10 protein-coding genes are annotated in these 20154 nt (G+C 68.7%); 6 read left to right on the forward strand and 4 right to left on the reverse strand.

Annotated features, from left to right (window positions below):
* Positions 1-138: 138 nt before the first annotated feature.
* Positions 139-12522, forward strand: a complete 12384-nt coding sequence (locus N5E02_RS02010) for a filamentous haemagglutinin family protein (protein WP_279945785.1) — start codon at positions 139-141, stop codon at positions 12520-12522.
* Positions 12523-12973: 451 nt separating this feature from the next.
* On the opposite strand, the gene N5E02_RS02015 is transcribed toward N5E02_RS02010, so the two are convergent.
* From N5E02_RS02015 to gspH, 3 genes are read right to left on the reverse strand one after another with little or no spacing between them, the layout of a single operon-like run.
* Positions 12974-13588, reverse strand: coding sequence for a prepilin-type N-terminal cleavage/methylation domain-containing protein (locus tag N5E02_RS02015; RefSeq protein WP_164263492.1), 615 nt, complete (start codon positions 13586-13588; stop codon positions 12974-12976).
* Positions 13585-13947 (reverse strand): type II secretion system minor pseudopilin GspI, encoded by a 363-nt coding sequence (gspI, locus tag N5E02_RS02020; RefSeq protein ID WP_005416768.1) that lies wholly within the window; start codon positions 13945-13947, stop codon positions 13585-13587. Before gspI ends, N5E02_RS02015 begins: the two co-directional genes overlap by 4 nt.
* Positions 13944-14390 carry a type II secretion system minor pseudopilin GspH gene (gspH, locus tag N5E02_RS02025; RefSeq protein WP_188238526.1) on the reverse strand — a complete coding sequence of 149 codons (447 nt, stop codon included), beginning with the start codon at positions 14388-14390 and terminating at the stop codon, positions 13944-13946. The genes gspI and gspH overlap by 4 nt, the downstream gene beginning before the upstream one ends.
* A 103-nt stretch (positions 14391-14493) precedes the next feature.
* Here gspH and N5E02_RS02030 point away from each other — a divergent pair, with 103 nt between their 5' ends.
* Positions 14494-14955: a general secretion pathway protein gene (locus tag N5E02_RS02030; protein ID WP_181453220.1), complete on the forward strand. Its 462-nt coding sequence runs from the start codon at positions 14494-14496 to the stop codon at positions 14953-14955.
* A gap of 90 nt (positions 14956-15045) precedes the next feature.
* Here N5E02_RS02030 and N5E02_RS02035 read toward each other — a convergent pair whose 3' ends face one another.
* A complete protein-coding gene (locus N5E02_RS02035) occupies positions 15046-15381 on the reverse strand; it encodes a hypothetical protein (protein WP_053500982.1) in 336 nt (111 codons plus the stop codon).
* A gap of 201 nt (positions 15382-15582) precedes the next feature.
* On the opposite strand from N5E02_RS02035, the gene N5E02_RS02040 reads away from it, so the two are divergent.
* From N5E02_RS02040 to N5E02_RS02055, 4 genes are read left to right on the forward strand one after another with little or no spacing between them, the layout of a single operon-like run.
* Entirely contained in the window at positions 15583-17199 is a 1617-nt protein-coding gene (locus N5E02_RS02040) for a ShlB/FhaC/HecB family hemolysin secretion/activation protein (protein WP_188238527.1), read from the forward strand.
* A gap of 38 nt (positions 17200-17237) precedes the next feature.
* On the forward strand, positions 17238-19022 hold the full coding sequence (locus N5E02_RS02045; RefSeq protein ID WP_065196395.1) for a MotA/TolQ/ExbB proton channel family protein: 1785 nt from the start codon (positions 17238-17240) through the stop codon (positions 19020-19022).
* A gap of 10 nt (positions 19023-19032) precedes the next feature.
* Positions 19033-19446 carry a biopolymer transporter ExbD gene (locus tag N5E02_RS02050; RefSeq protein WP_005409874.1) on the forward strand — a complete coding sequence of 138 codons (414 nt, stop codon included), beginning with the start codon at positions 19033-19035 and terminating at the stop codon, positions 19444-19446.
* A gap of 39 nt (positions 19447-19485) precedes the next feature.
* Entirely contained in the window at positions 19486-20151 is a 666-nt protein-coding gene (locus tag N5E02_RS02055; protein ID WP_065196393.1) for a cell envelope integrity protein TolA, read from the forward strand.
* Positions 20152-20154 lie beyond the last annotated feature (3 nt).

The raw sequence follows: 20154 nt of genomic DNA on the forward strand, positions 1-20154 counted from the left end.
GACGCGACGGTGCCGCCGCCGCAGTGTTTCGCTGTCGGTTTCGTGCCACGTGAACCGTCTATCAGTGGCAGGGCATGCGTTGCGCGTGTCTCCCCGATCGTCGCCGCAGCCGCGGCCCACCAGGTTGATGAGGTTCCGATGTCGCACCCGCTCCCGTCCGTTGTTCGTCCGGCCGCGTCGATGCGCCGCAATCATCCGATGGCGTGGGCCATCGCAGTCGCACTGGGGAGCATGGTGGCCCCGGCCAGCCAAGCGCAGCAGGCGTTCAGTCCGGGCTGGTTCGCCGAACGAGGCGCGGCCCAGGGCAGCGCGGCACAGAGTGGCCGGATGCCCAACGGCGTGCCGATCCAGTTCCAGTTGCCGGCCCAGCAGCAGGACGCAGCACGGCAGAAGCTGCAGCAGTCGATCGACAATCTTGGCACGGCGGCGCAGGCGATTGCCCTGCAGCAGCGCCTGCAGGAACAGGCGCGGCAGGCGCGCCGCGAAGCTGGCTTCATCGTTGCCGATGGCCTCGGCAAGGACGGCCTGAGCGTCGACCAGAATCCGCTGACCCGTGGCTGGCTCAATGCGCGCGAGGCGATCCAGTCGCAGGGCAGCGACGGGCGGGTGCAGGTCACGGTCGAGCAGACCGCGGACAAGGCGATCCTGAACTGGGAGACCTTCAACATCGGCGGCAACACAACGCTGAACTTCCTGCAGCACCCTGACTGGGCAGTACTGAACCGCGTCAACGATCCGCAGGCGCGGCCCAGCCAGATCCTGGGCCAGCTGAAGGCCAATGGCACGGTGTTCGTCGCCAACCGCAACGGCGTGGTGTTCGGCAACAACAGCCAGGTCAATGTACGCAATCTGCTGGCGGCTGCAGCACGGATCAGCGATGCGCAGTTCCGCGACAATGGCCTGTACAGCCCCGACGCCAGCAGCAGCACGCTCAGCGATGCATTCGGCAAGGTGATGGTGGAGCAGGGTGCCCGCATCGCGACCCATGAGCCGACCAGTGCGACGCGCGGCGGTGGCTACGTGCTGCTGGCCGGGCACAGCGTGGAGAATGCTGGCCATATCGAGGCGCGCAAGGGCCAGGTGCAGCTCGCTGCGGGAGACAGTTTCGTGATCCGGCGCGGCGTGGGTACGGCCACCAACACCAGCTCCACCACCCGGGGCAATGAGATCGCGCCGCGCTTCATCGCCGGCAGCACGGCTGGCAGCGTGCGCAACACCGGCCTGCTGCGCGCGCTTGAGGGTGACGTGACTCTGGCCGGGCGCAGCGTCGAGCAGGCCGGTGTGGCCGTGGCCAGCACCACGCTCGCACAGCGCGGCACCGTGCATCTTCTGGCCTCGGCCAGTGATGCCGGCAGCAGCGTCACGCTGGCCGATGGCGCCACTACGGCGGTGCTGATCGAGGACGATGGCAAGGCCACGGTGCTGGATACGCAGCGCGACAGCCTCATCAAGGAGTCGGCAGAGCAGGACGCGATCCGCGCTGGCGCGCGCTCGGCAACCTTCGACAATCTGTCCCAGCACAATGATCGCCGGGACCAGTCGCGGGTGGAGATCGTCTCGGGTGGCAACATCCATTTCAGCAGGGATTCGCTGACGGTTGCCACGGGCGGCCAGATCATCGCCGATGCGGCGGCCCGCAGCTACGTAGACGACGCCGCGCGCGTGGACGTGTCCGGCGCAGTGGGCGTGCAGGTGTCGATGGAAAGCAACAATGTCCAGGTCAAGGTGCAGGGCAACGAACTGCGCGATGCCCTGGACAACCGCGACAGCGGCAAGCTGACCAGCAGTGAAGTCTGGGTCGATCGCCGCAGGCTGGTCCACGTTCCGGCCGGTACCGGGGGCTACGAGGGGGAGCGCTGGTACGCTGCAGGCGGCCTGCTGGAGGTGGGTGGCTACCTCGACAACCAGGGGCACTCGATCGGCGAGTGGGCTGCGCAGGGAGGCACCGTCCTGCTGGGTGGCAGGGAAGTGATCACGAACGGTGGCTCACGCATCAACCTTGCCGGCGGCAGCCTGGATGTGCAGAGCGGCGTGGTCCGGCAGAGCTGGGTGCGCGGCGTTGACGGCCAGGTCTACCGCCTTGATGAGGCGCCGGCGGAGATGCTGTTCGATGGCCTGTACAGCGGCCATGAAGTAAAGCAGGAGCGCTGGGGCATCACTGAGACCTTCCGTGATCCGATCGTATTCGCGGCGCAGCGTGTCGATAACGGATACACCGTCGGCCGCGATGCAGGTCGGCTGATCGTCTCCGCACCGACCGCAGTGCTGGATGGGAAGGTTGAGACGACCACCTTCCAGGGCGCGCAGCAGAACCGCAGGCCGGAGGCCGCGCTGGATGGCTATGCGCAGGCGCAGACGGCAGTGGCGCGCAATGCGCAGCTGTACCTGGGGCGCTACGACGGCCAGGGCCGCAGTGGTGTGTTCGGCTCGGATGTGCGCCTGGATGACAAGGCTCCGGCGAAGGCGGCGTGGTCGCTGCTGGCTCCGGTCAACGAGGAGCGGCGTGACACGGTGTGGTTGGATTTCGCAGCGCTGAGTGCCCAGCAGTGGGGACGGATCGACCTGGCGACCGCCGATCGCATCCGCATCGACGGCAGCCTTCGGCTTCAGGCAGGTGGACAGCTCAACCTGACCGGCAGCGAGGTGGAACTGGCAGGCGACATCGGCATTGCCGGCGGCCAGCTGTCGGCGGGCAACCTGCTGGATGTCCAGGGGCGGCCGACGGCGCTGCTGCACGATGGCCGCGCCCGCACCGCCATTGCCGGCGGCACGCGGATCGATCTCTCCGGTGAATGGAGCAACGCGTCACTGGCGATGCCGCTCGACGCCAGCGGTGCCTGGACGGATGGCGGCCGCCTGAGCCTGAGCAACAGTCATGACGTGGTCGTGGGCGCCGAGGCAACGGTGGACGTCGAGGCCGGCGCCGCGCTGGACCTGCGCGGTAAAGGCCGCATCGGCAAAGGGGGCAGCGTCAGCCTGCAGGCCAACAGCAGCACGGTTACGACGGACGGCAGTGGCCGGGTGCAACTGGGCGAGGGGAGCCGGTTCAGTGGCCGAGGACAGGGCAGTGGTGCCTTCTCGCTGGGAACCGGTGGCCGCGTTCGAGTGGGCGATGCGGACCCGGCGGACGCGTCGCTGCGACTGGATCCCGGCCTGTTCGGCAGTGGCTTCGCACAGTACGACATCAACGGCCACCAAGGCGTGGCGGTGGCCGACGGCGCGCGGCTGGTCGCTGCCCTGCCAGGCCTGCGCCTGACCCAGGACGCGCAGATGGCAACCGATCGGGCGTCCGCACTGGCGGCGTGGGATGTGCCGCTGTACAGCGCCGATCCGTCGAACGGGCGCGTCAGCCAGCGCGCCGGTGCGAGTATCAGCCTGCGTTCGGACCGCAACAGCGTGGGCGGTGACCTGCGGGTCGGCAAGGATGCGCTGGTGGCGGTCGATCCAGGGCAGACGATCTCGCTGCTGGGTGCAGGCAACATCGATGTTGAAGGCACACTGCTTGCGAAGGGCGGCCGTATCGTGATCGACGATGTGCGTCCGCAGAATGCGCTGTACGCCGGGCAGCGCACCGAACGCACCTGGCGTTTCGCCGAAGGCGCGCTGCTGGATGCCGATGCAGACGCAATCTCGTTGCCCGATCCCAGCGGCCGTCTGCGTGGGCAGGTGCGCGCGGGTGGACGCATCGAGATCGGCGGGGCGCTGGACTGGGAGACCGCAGCATTCGTCGACAACCGACCACCGGAAGCGTTCGTAGTGGTCGAACGCGGCGCGCGCCTGCAGGCGCGGGGGGCGTCGGCCGAGCTGGATATCGACGGCCAAGGCCGTGTACGCGTGGACAGCGACGGCGGGCAGATCGTGCTGCGCTCGGCCAATGCGCTGTATCTGGAGGGCGGAATGGACGCGGCCGCCGGTGGTGCCGGCGCACGCGGTGGCACGCTTGGGCTGGCCTTCGGCGGCAGCATCCATGCACGTAGCGCCAGCGAGGAGGTACTGCGGGCACGTGCGATCACCCTCAGCCAGCACAGCGCACCGGTGCAGCCACTGCCGGCCGCATTGGAGTATGGCCACGCCGCGTTGTCGGTCGAGCAGCTGCAGGCGGGCGGCTTCGACAACCTGTCCGTGTTCGGTGACATCCGCGCCGTTGGCGATGTCGACCTGCGCCTGGCCCAGAGCCTGCGCATCCATGGCCAGGGCACTTCGAGCCTGGGCATGGCCGTGGATGCCGGGCCGTCGTCGGCGTTGCGGCTGAGTGCGCCCTACGTCCGCCTGGCGCAGGCGCGCTGGGGCCAGCTGGCGGGCGAGAACCTGCAGGGCACTGCGGCGGTCGCTTCGGCCGGGCCGGACGATCACGCGCTGGCGGTGCAGGCCGCGCTGATCGACATCCGCGACGTCACCTGGCTGCCCGGGTTCGACCACGTGGCGCTGGAAAGCCGCAGTGACGTGCGCCTGACCAACGGCATTGCCAGCAGTGGCAACACCAGCGCGTTGATGACGGCCGGTTCGATGGACGTCACCGCTGCGCGCCTGTACCCCACCGCAGGCGCGGTCGGCACACTGGTGGCCGGCGCTTCGGCGCAGACCGTGCAGACCGCTGATTACTGGGCCGATCCAGCTGCCGTGCTGCGAATCCACGGCACAGGTGCGGCCACGCAGCCGGCGCCGGAATCGGCGCTGGGCACGCTTTGCCTGGTGGCCGCCACGGTGCAGCAGGGCGGCAACGTGCAGGCGCCGATGGGCACGCTGCAGCTGGGCGGCCTGATCCAGAACGGAACCATCGGCAGCCGGGTGGAACTGCTGCCAGGCAGCGTTACCTCCACCAGCGGTGCCGGCCTGTCGCTGCCCTATGGTGGCACCGTCGATGGTGTCGACTGGCGGGTAGGCACGCGCAGCCTGAGCTCGCTGGCGCCGGCCGGCATCTCCTCGATGGGGGTGACCCTGAAGGCCAACGAGATCGAGGTGGCGTCGGGGGCACTGCTGGACATGTCCGGCGGTGGTGAGTTGACCGGTGCCGCCTTCGTGTCCGGGCGCGGCGGCTCCGTCGACGTGCTGCGCACGGCGTTGGCCGACGCCAATCCGCGCTACGCGTTCAGTGCGTCGGGCAACCCGGTGTACGCGATCGTACCGGGACGCGCCGAGGCGTTCGCCCCCAGCGGCGAAGAAGGATTCTCAGCTCCGGCGGTGGGCCAGCAGATCACCGTGCCGGCTGGCGTGCCCGGCCTGGCGGCCGGCACCTACACGCTGATGCCGGCAAGCTATGCGCTGCAGCCCGGTGCATTCCGGGTGGAGCTGGGCGCTACCGGCACCTCTGGCATCGTGCAACCGATTGCGACCGGCACCGGCACCTGGCGTGTGTCCGGGCAGCAGCGCACGGCGCTGGGCGCGGCAATCTCGCCGTTGCTCACCGACATCCTGCTGACGCCCGCCGCAGTGGTACGCCGGCACTCGGGCTACAACGAAACCTCTTACAACAGCTTCGCGCAGTCGGTGGCCGACCGCCGCGGCGAGTCGCGTGGCTGGCAGACCATCGATGCGCTCGGGTTGACCCTAGCGCTGGGCGAAGGTGCAGGTCGTGCAGACACGCCTGCCATCCGCTTCGCCGGCACCGCGCGGTTCGGCGCCGCCACCGACAATGGGCGCGGCGGCACGCTGGCAGCCACGTTGGCGAGCCCGGCGGTCGGTTCACTGGAGATCGTTGACGGTAGCGCGCAATCGCAGGCCCGTGATCGCGGCGCCACCTTCAGCGACGACGCGCTCAATGCCTTCCTGCCTGCGCGGATGATCATCGGCGGGCAGTTCAGCCAGGAGGCCTCGCAGGTGGCGGTGACCGGCCAGGCGCGCAGTGTGGCGATCCGTTCCGGCGTCACCCTGAACGCACCGGAAGTGCTGGTGGCAGCGGCCTCCGGTGGCAGCGGCGTGCTGGTCGAGGCCGGTGCGACCCTCGATACACTGCCGTTCGCAACCGCCAACGCGGGTGCCAGCGCGACGCTGCCTTACCAGGTCTCCGGCGGCCTGCTGGCGGTGTCCAACCAGCGCCTGAACCTGATCACCGGCACCACGGGCGTGGAGGCCGGTCCGGTGGCGATCGACATCGGGGGGTGCCAGGCGGCGTGCGACGGCCAGGCCCGGCTGGTTTCCGATGGCAGCATCGCGGTAGCGACCGATGGCACGCTGCAGATGCGCGACTCGGTCAGCTATGGCACCCGTCAGCTCGGCCTGAGCATGGCGGCGCTGAACCTCGGCAGTGCCGAAGCGATCGCACAGGCCGCTGCGGCAGGGGCACTGCCCAGTGGCATGACCATGAACCAGTCCGTGCTGCAGCAACTGCTGCGCGGCAATGATGCCACCGGCGCGCCGGCGCTGGACACGCTGAGCCTGGTCGCGCGGGAGTCTGTCAACCTGTTCGGCAGCGTCGACCTGGACGCGCGCGACAGTGCCACCGGCCGCAGTGGCCTGCAGACGCTTGTGCTGGGTGCGCAGGCCATCCGCGGCTACGGCGCGGCGACCGACCGTGCGCGCATCCTGGTGGACACGCTGGTCTGGGACGGCGCATTGGCGGCGAGCCAGGCGCCGGGCAGCGACGCGTCGGTGCCGCCGGCCGATCCGATGGTGGACCGGCTCGGCGCCGGGCAGCTGGACCTCGTCACCCGCCAGCTGCAGCTCGGGCGGGCACCATTCAGCCGTCCCAGCTCTGAAGTACCTGCGAACCGGCAGGTGCTCGGATTCAGTGCGCTGAGCCTGAGTGCTTCGGAGCAGCTGTCGTTCTCCGCGCAGGGCACGCTGGACGTGTTCCAGCAGCGCGGCGACTATCTGGCCGACAAGGGCTGGCAGTACAGCGGAGGCAGCCTCGGCATCGATGCCCCGTTGTTGACCGCCGATCCCGCCGCGCAGCTGCGCGTGCGCACTGGCGGCGAGTTCCGCCTGCAGGGGGGCACCGGCAAGGCGGGCGGCGATGCACTGGGCAGCGAGCTGAGCATCGACGCCAACCGGATCACGCTGGACAGCACGATCGCGCTGGCGTCAGGACGGCTGTCTGCGAACGCGCGCGAGGGCATCACGCTTGGTAGCCGGGCCGCGCTGGATCTGGCCGGGCGCAAGGTCCCGCTGTACGACGTGGACAAGTTCAGCTGGGGCGGCGATGTCCTGCTGTCTACCGACACGGGTGACATCCGCACCGATGCGGCCTCCCGCATCGATGTTTCCGCCCGCAACAACCGCGGCGGGCGCCTGACGGTCACCGCAATGGCCGGCCAAGCCGATCTGGCCGGTGTTCTGCAGGGTGCCGCCAGTGGCCGCTACGATGCCGGCGGCACGCTGGTGCCCTACGACGGTGGCGAACTGGTGGTGCGGGCACGCCAGCTGCAGGACTTCGCCGGCCTCAACCAGCGATTGACCGCCGGCGGTGTCGTCGGCGGCCGCAGCTTCCAGATCGGTGAAGGCGATCTTCGGATCGGCGACGAAGTGAAGGCGCGCCGGGTCGACATCAGTGTCGACGCGGGCAGCCTGACCGTGGCCGGCCGCATCGATGCCAGCGGCGAGCAGGTCGGCAGCATCCGCCTGTACGCCCGCGACCAGTTGCAGGTGGACGGCACGCTGGACGCGCACGGTACCGGCCTGCGCGTGGACAGCCATGGCAAGATCATCGACAGTCCGAACCGGGCCACCATCACGCTGGGCAGCGCCGAAGGCGCCGTGGGTCTGGGCAGCGCGGCGCACCTGGACCTGCGTGCCGGCAGCGGCGTGGCCGTCGGCGACGGCGCTGGACAGAACGACGGCATGGCGCGGGGATCGCTGAAGATCGATGTGCCGCGGGTGGGCAGCAACGACGCGGCGATTGCCGCGGCCAATGGCCTGCGCATCGATGGCGCGGCCGACATCCAGCTCAATGGTGTCCGTCGTTACGACGATGCGCCCCTGGCCAGCACCGCTGATGTGCGCGGCAACCGCGCGCAGCTGGTTACCCAGCAGTGGCTGGACCAGGTGGTCGATCCGCACAGCGTGGCGTGGGTCGATGGTGCGCTGGGCAACCCGGACCTGCAGCAGCGCACGCGCGCGCTGGGTGATGTCCGCCTTCGTCCCGGCGTGCAGGTGGTGGCGCGGCGCAGCGACGCCAACCCGGACGGCGACCTGACCATTGCCGGCGACATCGATCTGTCCGGCTACCGCTACGGACCCGAAGCCAACCGCGCCGATCCATCGCGGCGTGGCTTCGGCGAATCGGCCTCGCTGGTGCTGCGGGCCGAAGGCAACATCAACGTCTACGGCAGCATCAACGATGGCTTCGCACCGCCACCGCCCACGCCGGATGAGGGGGGCTGGCAGCTGTATGAGGGCCGCAATGGCAGCGCGGGGCACACCCCCTTCGGCAGCGGCCTGGTGGTGCCGGTGGACGGAGTGAAGCTGCAGCCCGGCACCGAGTTCCAGGCCGGCACCCGCCTGAACTACGACGTGCCGGTCGAATCGGTAACGCTTCCGGTTGGTACCGTGCTGCCCGCGCCGATGGTGATCTCGCAGAATCTGCGCCTGCCCGCGGGTACTGTACTGGGTGCGGCAGTGACCACCGACTCCGGGCAGACGCTGGCCGCGGGCACCGTGCTGCAGGAGCCGCTGGTGCTGGCGGCAGGTGCGCGGCTGGGAGCCGGCTTCCGCCTGCGCAGTGCGGTACAGGTGGCGGCACAGGAGTGGCCCGCCGGCGCGGTGTTGCCGGTTGCGCTGCGCCTGGCACGGGAAGTCGCGCTCAAGGTGGGCGCGTACATTCCCTCGTTGACCAAGGTGGAGCTACCCGGCGACGCGCCGGTGAATCTGAGGCCGGCCGATGCCAACGGCAACCAGGGGCGCAACTGGGCGCTGGCGCCGATGCTGGCCGAGGGCACCACCTCCTGGGACCTGACCGTGGTTGCCGGTGCCGATGCCGGGGCGGCCGATCCACGCAGCCGGCGCTGGGGCAGCGAAGGCAGCGTGGTGCTGGCCGATACCCACCAGGGCTCGATCGGTACGGTCAAGACCGAGATCATCTGGGTGGGTGATCGTGCGTTGACCGAGCGGGCATCGCTGGACTGGATCGGCGACACGTCCTATGCGGGCCGCCCGATCGCAGAGCTGGCCGACATGTTCGGCTTCACCGAAGATGAGTTCTGCGCGATGTCGGCCGACTACTGCGGCCCGGCACCCCGCCAGGTGGCCGCGCAGGGCTCGCTGGATTACTGGGGTGACGAGACCTACGTGGGCACCCCTGCGAAGGACTTCGCCGCGATGTTCGGCATGACCGAAGACGAGTTCTGCAGTACCGCGCCCACCTACTGCGCCGGCGGCGGCACGCAGACCGAAGTGACCACCTACGGCAAGCGCGCGGGCACGCCGGCGTGGAGCGTGCTGCGCACCGGCAAGGGGGACATGGAACTGCTCGCTGCCGGTGACGTCGTGATGAAGTCAGGCTTCGGTGTCTACACCGCCGGCACTCCCACCGCGCTGGGTGGGGGCCACGACGCTGCCTTCAATTCGCCCCGTGCAGCGGCTCCCTGGAACACCGCACTGCTGGGGCCGAACCTGGTGCCGGGCAGCTATGACGCAGCGATCGCAGGCTACCAGGCCTGGTATCCCGATCATGGTGGCAACCTGCGGGTCGAAGCCGGGCGCGATATCGTCGGCGACGCCTGGACAGCGCGCGCGGAGTCGGGCACCAGCGAGCGCGACTGGGCGCTGTACTCCAGTGCCGCGGTCGGCAATTGGCTGTGGCGGCAGGGAACCGGGAGCACCACCGGCGTGGAGCCGGTGCCGACCAGCTGGTGGGTGAACTTTGGTACCTACACCAACGTGTCCGCTGCCGCTGGCGCCTCTCCGCGGATGGTCGGCTTCACCGGCTTCGGCACCTTGGGTGGCGGCGACCTGACGCTTGAGGCCGGGCGCAATGCCGGCGTCCGCGATCCGATCGGCGACGCGCTGGGCTCGCTGAGCGCACCACGCTCGGGCGCGATCATCGCGGCGGTGGGATCGACCGGCCGCGTCAGCAATGGCCAGCTGCACCTGACCGGTGGCGGCGACCTGCGGTTGCGCATCGGTGGCGCACTGAATCCGAATCTGCAGGCGACGATCTCCAGCCTCAATCCCTCCAGGGCGGGACAGAATCTCGACCTCAACGGTACCTTCAGCAATCTGCGTGGCAGCCTGCAGCTCGATGCCGGGCGCATCGGTGCAATGGGCGTCACCCTGGAAAACTACGCGACGCTGGGTGAGCAGCGCGCCGCAGACCTGTTTGCGCCCGACGCCGCCCGCGCAATGGGCGGACCCGTGCTGGTGCTGGGCGATGCGGTCGCGCAGCTGCAGGCACGGGGCGATGTGGTGCTTGGCGGGGTCGCCGATGCAGGCCGGGTTCCGCTGGCCAACTACAGCGCGGTGCTGCAGGATGATGGCGCGCGCGCTGCAGGCAGCACGTGGTTCTCCCTGTGGACCGCCAGCACGGCCGTGGATCTGTTCAGTGCCGGTGGTGACCTCGCGCCAGGCCTCGCCGGGCTGGATAACGTGACCGGCAGCAATCTGTGGCGCGAGCAGGTCCAGCTTGATGTGCGTGGTGGTGATGATCTGCTGAATTACTGGCTCTATCCTTCGCGCTTCAGCGCCATTGCTGCGCAGGGCGACATCAAGCTGGACCGGATCAGCGCCACGCCGGGGACGCAGGATGTGATCCTGCTGGCACCCTCGGCAACGGGACGGTTGGACGTGCTGGCCGGTGGCAGCATCTTCGCCCAACGTGGCGCGACCCAGATCGCGCGCTCGGGCGCGGATGCGCGCCTGCCGGGACCCTTCGACCCCGCATTCCTGGCCCAGCTGGGGGATTCCGGCGGCAATGTGACCCGCTCGCGGCACAACCTGTCGGTCGACGGCAACATTGCATCGCCGGACGCGTCGCTTCCGCTGTTTGCGTTCGGTCCGAATACTCCGCTGTCCTCCGTGTCTGCGGCCCTGGCGCCGAGCCGTTTCTACGCGGTGCAGGGCGACATCATCGGTCTGGCCACCGGCGCCCGGCGCACGCTGGATCCCAACGTGGGGCAGCGCACCCAGCTGAACTGGTTCGAGGCCGCCGGCGCCGTGCAACTGCGGGCAGGCCGGGACATCCTCGGGGTGTCGATGACCGCGTTGAACACCGCGCCCACCGATATCACGGTGGCAGCGGCGGGCCGCGACGTCGTGCATCTGAACGCGACCGTCGCCGGCCCCGGCAACACCGAGATCAGTGCCGGCCGCCAGCTGCGCCAGGAGGATGCGGGCAGCATCGTCAGCCTCGGTGGCATCGTGCAGGGCGACACCCGTCCCGGCGCCAGCATCGCGCTGACGGCCGGCAACCAGCAGATCGATTTCGCGGCCCTGCGTGCCCGCTATCTGGACCCCGTCAACCTTGCCGATCCCGCGCAATCGCTTGCGTCGCAGCCGGGCAAGGCAGTCAAGGTCTACGACCAGGAACTGAAGCAGTGGCTGCAGCAGCGCTTCGGCGTGGCTGCCGACGGCGACGGGGCGCTGGCTGCCTTCGATGCGCTGCCGCAGGAACAGCAGCACATCTTCCTGCGCCAGATCTATTACGCCGAGCTGCGCGAAGGTGGACGGGAATATACCGATGCAGAAGGACCCCGCTTCGGCTCCTACCTGCGTGGGCGAGAGGCCATCGCTACGCTGATGCCAGACAAGGCTGCGACCGGCGCGACGATCGACCGTACCGGCGACATCGTGATGTACGGCGGCTCCGGCGTGCGCACCGAAGCGGGTGGCAACATCGAGCTGATGGCGCCGGGTGGGCAGATCGTGATCGGTGTGCAGGGCGTGGTGCCCCCGGCCAGTGCCGGACTGGTGACCCAAGGGCAGGGCGATATCCGGCTGTTCGGCCAGGACAGCGTGCTGCTGGGCCTGTCGCGGGTGATGACCACGTTCGGCGGCGACATCCTGGCGTGGTCGGAGCAGGGTGACATCAATGCCGGTCGTGGTTCGCGCACGACCCTGCTGTACACGCCACCGCGCCGCGTCTATGACGGTTGGGGCAATGTGATCCTGTCGCCGCAGGCCCCGGCCAGCGGTGCTGGCATCGCGACCTTGAACCCCATCGCCGAAGTGCCGCCGGGCGACGTCGATCTGATCGCACCGCTGGGCACCATCGATGCGGGCGAGGCCGGTATACGCGTCTCCGGCAACATCAATCTGGCCGCGCTGCAGGTGCTCAACGCGGCCAACATCCAGGTGCAGGGCGAGAGCAAGGGTCTGCCGGTGCTGGCATCGGTCAACGTCAATGCGCTGGCCGCGGCCAGTGCGGCAGCCAACAGCGCCAGCCAGGCGGCACAGGACGTGATGCGCAAGAGCCAGGACGACGCACGGCGCAACCAGCCGTCAGTGATCAGCGTGCAGATTCTGGGCTTCGGCAGCGGCACCAGCAGCGTAGCGCCGCCGGCCCGTGGCACTACCGCCAACAGCGGCTACGACGCCGACAGCGCATTCCAGTTCCCGCAGGCCAGCCGCGACGACGGCACGCAGCGCCGCTAGGTGCCGACCCTGATCGGCACGATCGCGGCCGGCAGTAGATCCACGCCATGCGTGGATGGGACTGACCAGGAAGAACGGACGGCATCGGGCCAGCCGCCAGGGAATGGTGGCGGCCCCAGCCAGGACGGCACGGAGGGCAGGGAGCGGCCATCGGCGGTGAGGACCACCGACACGGCGCCGCCGGGCGCAGGATGGCACCCGGCGGCAGGCTCGGCAGTAGATCCACGCCATGCGTGGATGGCTGGGCCAGCATCAGTGCCGACCAACGGTCGGCACCCACCAGGGCAGGCCGGGCAGTAGAAGCCGCTCGGCAGTAGATCCACGCCATGCGTGGATGGCTGGGCCAGCATCAGTGCCGACCAAGGTCGGCACCCACCAAAGCAGGCCGGGCAGTAGAAGCCGCTCGGCAGTAGATCCACGCCATGCGTGGATGCTTTGCCTGGGAGGAATCCTAAAGCTCCAGCACCCGCCGGTAGCTCAGCGGCCCACGCCCATCGCGCAGGCCCAACCGCAGTTCCAGCCCGGTGGCCGGCAGCACCTCGCCTTCGCTCGGCAACAGCGCCCACCCCGCGCCCGGCTGCCAGGCGCGTACCTCGAACCGCTGCACATCCCTGGCCACCGCAATGCCTTTCGACGGCTCAGGCGCGGGCAGGGGGTATCGATCCGTCGCCGCGCCACTGGCCCGCCACAGCGTATTGCCCTGCCGCCACCAGCGCACCCGCTGCCAGCGTAGTCCATCACTGCCGACACTGCGGGTGATCTCCAGCGCGAAGCTGCCATCCGGGTGCCGTTCGCTTACCAGGGACGGAGGCAGCAGCCGCTGCGGTTGATCGGCCGGACGCACTGCACCATTCATCAGCGCGTCGTCGGCACGCATCTCGATATCGCGCTGGAACTGCTGCAGGATGCGCAGCGCCGTCGTGGTTTCGGCATCGGCCCGGCGCAGGCGCTGGTCGCTGCTGGCCACGCTGTCCAGCGCACGCCAGCAGATCAGCGCCAGCACACCCATGATGGTGATCGCGATCATCACTTCGATCAGGGTGAAGCCACGCGCGACCCGCTTCATTGCATGGTGGTCCATGGCAGCTGCATCCGCGCCAGGGACTGCTGCGGTGCATCTTCGGCCACCACGCTCAGTTCCAGTTGCGGCTGGCTGTCGCTGCCGGTGCCGAGATGTTGCAGCACCAGGAACGTGCTGCGCCCCTGCACGCAGCGCTGCCGTGCATCCTGCGGCGGCTGCCCAGCCAGGCGCAGCTCCTGCCAGCGGTCCTGCGCGCACATCAGTGCCAGCCGACGGTCGCGCAGGCGCGATTGATCGTCGGTAGCCACCGCCACCGAACGCATCACCGCCGCCAGTGCGATTGAAACGATCGCCAATGCGATCAGCACTTCGATCAGGGTGAACCCGTGCCTGTTCCGCTTCACTGCACGACCTGCAACTGTCCGCTGCCATCATCACGAAGACGCAGCTGGCGGCCCTGCAACGACAGCGTCAACTCCCACGCCACGCCAATCCATTCGGGGCTCAGTTCAATCGGCGTGGTCGGCTGCACCGCGATGCCCGCCAGCTGCCATGGTTGTGGGCGCAGCAGGTCGTCGCGCTGCACATCCACCCAACGGGTGCCTTCGCGGCGGCTGAAGCGGTAGCCGACGGCGTCGGCCTGCCAGCGCAGGGGGCGGCCATCGATGCGGGCCTCGTCGCGCGCCACCTGCAGGCGCTGCGCCAACTGTTCGGCTTCCTGTCGCAGCTGCCGGCCCGGGTCGAGCAGGCTGCCCAGGCCCAGCCCGATACCCGCCGTGCAGATACCGATGATCACCAGCACCACCATCAGTTCCAGCAGGGTGAAACCACGCGGCACGCGCTGCATCGACGTTGCCTTCTGTCCGGGTCGATGCCTGCCAGCGTAGGCCCGCATGATGAAACAAAAGCGTCAGCCGCACCTGCTAGCGTGGGCAGACATGAACGTGGCGATGGTGCGGAACATGGACGGCAGGCGCTGGGATCGCAATCGCATGTTGACCCTGCTGGCGGCGGCGCTGCTGCTGGCCGTAGTCGCCTATTGGAGCATCACTCTGTCTGCGGTGGCGCCGGCGGCCGTGGCCAGCGAGGCGAAGACCGAGGCGGCGGTGCGGCCGATGTTCGATGCGGTGGCAAGCCTGCCGCTGGTGCGGCTGCTGTCCCCGGGCGCGGTGCAGACCGAGGTGGTCGTGCTGGGTGTGATGGCCGGCGACCACGCGCCGCTGGCGCTGCTTTCGGTGGATGGGCGTCCTGCCGAAGCGTACGCACCCGGCCAGCGGCTGGGGCCCTGTACGGTGCTGGCCAGCATCAATGCCAGCGCAGTGGAACTGAACCAGGCCGGTCAATCGCGCAGCCTGCCAGTGCCCGCGCTGCCACCAGTGCCAACTGATGGCATCGTGCCGGCTGACTTGTAGAGCCGAGGCCGCGCTCGGCTGCTCCTGCGCGGCATCGCCGATGAATGCAAAGACAGCCGAGCATGGGCTCGGCTCTACAAAGGCGCTGGCTCAGCGCGCAGGTCGCTGCGGCACCACCGAGCGACCGAACGCATCGCCCATGCGCTGCCGCGTGCCTTCCAGGTTGTACTGCATCAGCTGGTTGCCGGGCTGCTGCATCAGGCGTTCGGCTTCGGGGAGCGCCGCCGACTTCGCCGGCCTTGTCGCAGGCGCCAGCTTGCGTTGCAGACAGTCCCAGGCCGGAATCCGCTCGCCGTTGACCAGTACTTCGATGCAGGGCGCAGCTTCTTCCTGCTTCTTCGCTTCGTCGGCGCGACCCGATGGCAGCGCCAGCAGCAGGGCGAGGGCGAGGGCAGCGCGCAGGTCCGGCATCAACGATTCACACATCTCGAATCTCCCGCAGCAATCGATGTCCTGCAATGAAGACGGGTGGCCAAGGCAGGGTCCGCCTGCGTGCGTTGCGGCGCTTTCAAAAGATGACAGTGCTGTCACAAAACTGTTGGCGGCTTTGACGCGATGTACACGTCCTGTTGGTAGATCCACGCGCCGCTCCCTGGCCCCTCCCTTCGATACGACGCGATGCCTTCGATGAATCCTGTTCCGTGCCGAGCCGTTCGCCTTCCGCTGCGCCTGCATCCGCTGGTGCTGGCCCTGGCCGCGATGCCGCTGCCGCTGTTCGCGCAGGAGGCAGCACCCGCGCCCAGCGTGAACATCAACGAATACGTCGTGCGCGGCAACACGGTGCTCGATCCGCGGCAGATTGAACGTGCGGTGGAACCGTTCCTCGGCCCGGGCAAGACCCTGGCCGATGTCGAGAAGGCGCGCGATGCGGTCCACGCGCTCTATCAGCAGGCCGGCTACCAGTCGGTCTACGTCGAGCTACCCGAGCAGCAGGTCAGTGGGGGCGTGGTGCTGCTGAAGGTGCAGCAGACGCCGATCGGCCAGCTGCGCGTGGTCGGCACCCGCCACGAGTCGCCCGAACGCATCCGGGAACGTGTACCGGCGCTGGCCGAGGGCAAGGTGCCTGACTTTGACCAGGCCCAGAAGGAACTGACCGCACTGAACGAAGGCGGACGTCGCCAGGTGATGCCACTGGTGCGCGAAGGCCAGGTGCCGGGCACGATGGATGTGGACCTGCAGGTCGAGGAGAAGTCGCCGTGGCGTGCCAGTGCGTCACTCAACAACGACCATAGCGCCGACACCGAGAAGCTGCGCCTGAGTGCATCGCTGGCCTACGACAACCTGTGGAAGCGTGGGCACAGCGCCAACCTCGGCGTGTATCTGGCGCCGGAAGACACGAAGCAGGCCAAGGTGTTCTCGGCCTCGTACACGATGCCGTTCGAAGGTACGCCGTGGAGCCTGGAAGCCTCCGGCCACAGATCCGACAGCCGCGTGTTGAATGCAGGTGGGCAGGTCGGTACCGGCACCGGTACCAATGTGATCGGCAACGGCCATTCGATCGGCCTCAAGCTCAACTATCGCCTGCCGGGCAGTAGCCAGTGGTGGCGCCAGCTCAGCCTCGGCGTGGATTTCAAGGACACCGAGGAAGACACGCAGATGGGCAAGGAGAGCCTGAAGACGCCGCTGAGGTACGCGCCGATCACTCTGGCGTTTGTCGGTGTACGCCAGGGCGAGCAGGATCAGTTGAGCATCAACACCCAGCTGGTGGCCGGTACGCGTCGCTTGTTCGGCTACGGCAGTGACGCCACCGCGTTCGGGCAGAAGCGCTACTGGGCCGACCCGAGTTTCGTGGCGTTCAAGGCCGACGTGGCTAACACGCATACCTTCGGCAGCGACTGGCAATGGTATGCGCGCGGCTCGCTGCAGGTAACCGATGCGCCACTGGTGTCGGCCGAGCAGTTCGCCGCAGGTGGAATGTACACCGTGCGCGGCTACCTGTCGGCCGAGGCGATCGGCGACTACGGCGGCCTGGCCAGTCTGGAATGGCGCACGCCTGCGTGGTCACTGTGGCGCGGCACCGACCTGCGCGTCTACAGCTTTGCCGACGCGGCCTATCTGCGCCTGCGCCAGCCGCTGCCCGAACAGCGCGACAAGTACAACCTGGCCTCGGTCGGCCTGGGCGCGCAGCTGCGCCTGGGTCAACACCTGCAACTGCGCCTGGACTACGCCTGGCCGTATGCCGATGGCCCGGTCACGCGCAAGGACGACCCGCGCCTGCATTTCAACATCAGCACCAGTTACTGACCCTTCCCTTGAACATGCGTTCTCCGGAGACCCTTCGCATGGACCGTTTGCTTTCCCGAGTGTTGTTGCTGCTGGCCGCGCTGGTTGCGCTGCCGGTGGCTGCGGCCGATGCCAATTGGTGGCAGGCCGAATGGAAGTACCGCAAGCCGATCACCATCGACGCCGGCCCGCAGGGCGCGGGCCTGGCCGGTGACCCGGGCCGCACGCCGCTGCTGCTGCGCCTGCATACCGGCAACTTCGGCTTCGACGGAACCCAGGATGCGGGCAACGACCTGCGCTTCGTCTCGGGTGATGGCCGTACCGTGCTGGCCCACCAGATCGAACAGTTCGATCCCAGGATGGGCCTGGCCCTGGTCTGGGTCGACGTACCGGCAGTCAGCGCTGCCGCGCCGCAGACGATCTGGATGTACTACGGCAATGAGAAGGCACCGGCCAGCGGCAACGGCCAGCAGGTGTTCGATCCGGACTACACGCTGGTCTACCACTTTGCCGAGGCCAATGCGCCGGCACGCGACACCACCGCCTATGGCAACAATGCCGGTGCGGTGGTGCCGCCGTCGGAAGGCTCGGTGATCGGCCGTGGCGTGCAGCTGGGCGCCGGTCCGCTGCCGCTGCCGGCCAGCGCATCGCTGGCTCAGGAAGCGGGCGCGCCGCTCACCGTTTCAGCCTGGATCAAGCCGGGCGGCAACACTGCGGCGCAGGCGATCTATGCGCGTCGCGACGGCGCATCCGAGCTGGTGCTGGGCATCGAGAACCGCGTGCCGTTCGTGCAGCTCAATGGCCAGCGCAGCACGCCCGCGCAGCCGGTTCCGGAAGGACAGTGGGCACACGTTGCACTGACGGCAGAGAAGGGCGCGTTGCAGCTGTACCTCAACGGGCGCGTCGTTGCCCAGCTGAGCGGTGCGCTGCCGGCGCTGGGCACGGCTCCGGTGGTGGGTGCCGATGCGCCGGGGGCGGTGCAGCCACTGGCCAACTTCGAAGGTGCGCTGGATGAACTGCGCGTCTCGCGCGTGGCACGGCCGGCCGCGCTGCTGCTGGCCGATGCCACCGCACAGGGTGCCGATTCGCGGCTGATCAGCTACGGCGCGGACGAGCAGTCCGCCGGTCAGAGCCACTTCGCCTTCATCCTCAAGGCGATGCCGTTCGATGCCTGGGTGGTGGTCGCGATCCTCGGCCTGATGATGCTGCTGTCGTGGGCGATCATGATCGCCAAGGGGCGGCACTTCGGCCGTACCAGCAAGGCCAATGCGGTGTTCACCGAGAGCTTCGGCAAGCTGTCCGGCGTGCCGCTGCGCACCCTGTCCGACATGGACCGCCAGGGCAAGGCGCCGGCCGCGATGCACGATGGCTCGTTGTGGCGCATCTACCAGGTGGCCATCGATGAAATGCAGCAGCGCCACCAGCGCGATGGCAACAGCGGTTACCTCAGTGGTGCCACCATCGCGGCGATCCGTGCCTCGATGGATGCGGTGATGGTGCGTGAGCAGGAGGCGATGGCACGGCGCATGAACTGGCTGTCGACCACCATCGAGGGGGCCCCGTATGTGGGCCTGTTCGGCACCGTGATCGGCATCATGCTGGTGTTCGTGGTGGCGGCGATGGCTGGCGCGGTCGACATCAACTCGGTGGCACCCGGCATGGCCGCAGCGTTGCTGTGTACGGCGGCTGGCCTCGGCGTCGCGATCCCTGCACTGTTCGGCTACAACTACCTGGGCGCGCGTGCCGAAGCGATCGGTGCGGACATGGCGGTGTTCATCGACGAGTTCGCCGCGCGCCTGGCCGAAGAGCAGGACGGGCGCGGCCCGGCCGCGGTCCAGGGCTGAGGAGCGCGCCATGGGCCAGAAGGCGAAGTTCGGCATCAAGAAGCGCGAGAAGGGCATCAACGTGACGCCCTTCGTCGACGTGCTGCTGGTGGTGCTGGTGATCTTCATCCTGACCAGCAACGCCTCCATCCCCGGCATCGAGGTCAACCTGCCGAAGGCCAGCAACAGCGTGGCACTGGAGAAGCCGAAGACCAAGGCGATCACCATCGACCCCAGTGGCCAGGTGTTCCTGGATGCCTACCCGGTGACGATGGCCGAGCTGGAAGACCGCCTGCGCACCGAGCGCGCGACCACGCCGGATTTCCCGGTGATCGTGCGCGGTGACGCGCAAGTGCAGTACGCCCGGGTGGTCGAGGTGCTGGACCTGCTGCGGCGCCTGGAGCTGGCCCAGGTGGGCCTGGTCACCGGCAAGGCGCAGGGCTGAGGCATGACCGCCCATCAACCCCCCCGGCCGGAGCCCGGCATGCGTGGTCGCCCGTTGCTGGTGACCGTCGCGCTGGTGCTGGTCGCGTTGCTGGTGCTTGGCGTCGCGCTGTGGTGGCTGTTGTTCAAGGACACCGCCAGCACCCGCCGGCCGGTGGTGCAGCCGCCGATGCTGGCGTTGCCGCCACCGCCTCCGCCACCCCCGCCGCCACCGGAAGAACCGCCGGAACCGGAAACGCCGCCGGAAGAGACGATGCCCGAACCGGAGCCGCTGGATCAGCCGACGCCGGCCGAAGAGCCGACGCCGACCCCGGACAACAGCGATCCGGTGACGATGAACGCCGACGCGCAGGCCGGTGGCGACAACTTCGGCATCCAGTCCGGCAGTGGTGGCGGTTCGTCCGGTGTCGGTCGTGGCGGTGCCGGCAACGCCACCTATGGGCGCTACCTCGGCTACCTGATGCAGCAGGCGATCTCGCGCGACGACAAGGTCAAGCGCCTGGCGTTCCAGTTGCAGGTGAATGTGTGGCTGGCCAGCGATGGTCGCCTGGAAAAGGTCGAGCTGGTGCGTGGCAGTGGCAACGAGGAGGCCGACGCGGCCGTGCTCGATGCACTGCGTCGCATCGGCAAGGTCGACCAGGCACCGCCGCCGTCGCTTGATTTCCCCGCCCGCGTCCTGATCCAGGGCCGCCGGCCCGGGGCCTGATTC

This window comes from Stenotrophomonas sp. GD03777 (assembly GCF_029842485.1).
GTDB lineage: Bacteria > Pseudomonadota > Gammaproteobacteria > Xanthomonadales > Xanthomonadaceae > Stenotrophomonas > Stenotrophomonas sepilia.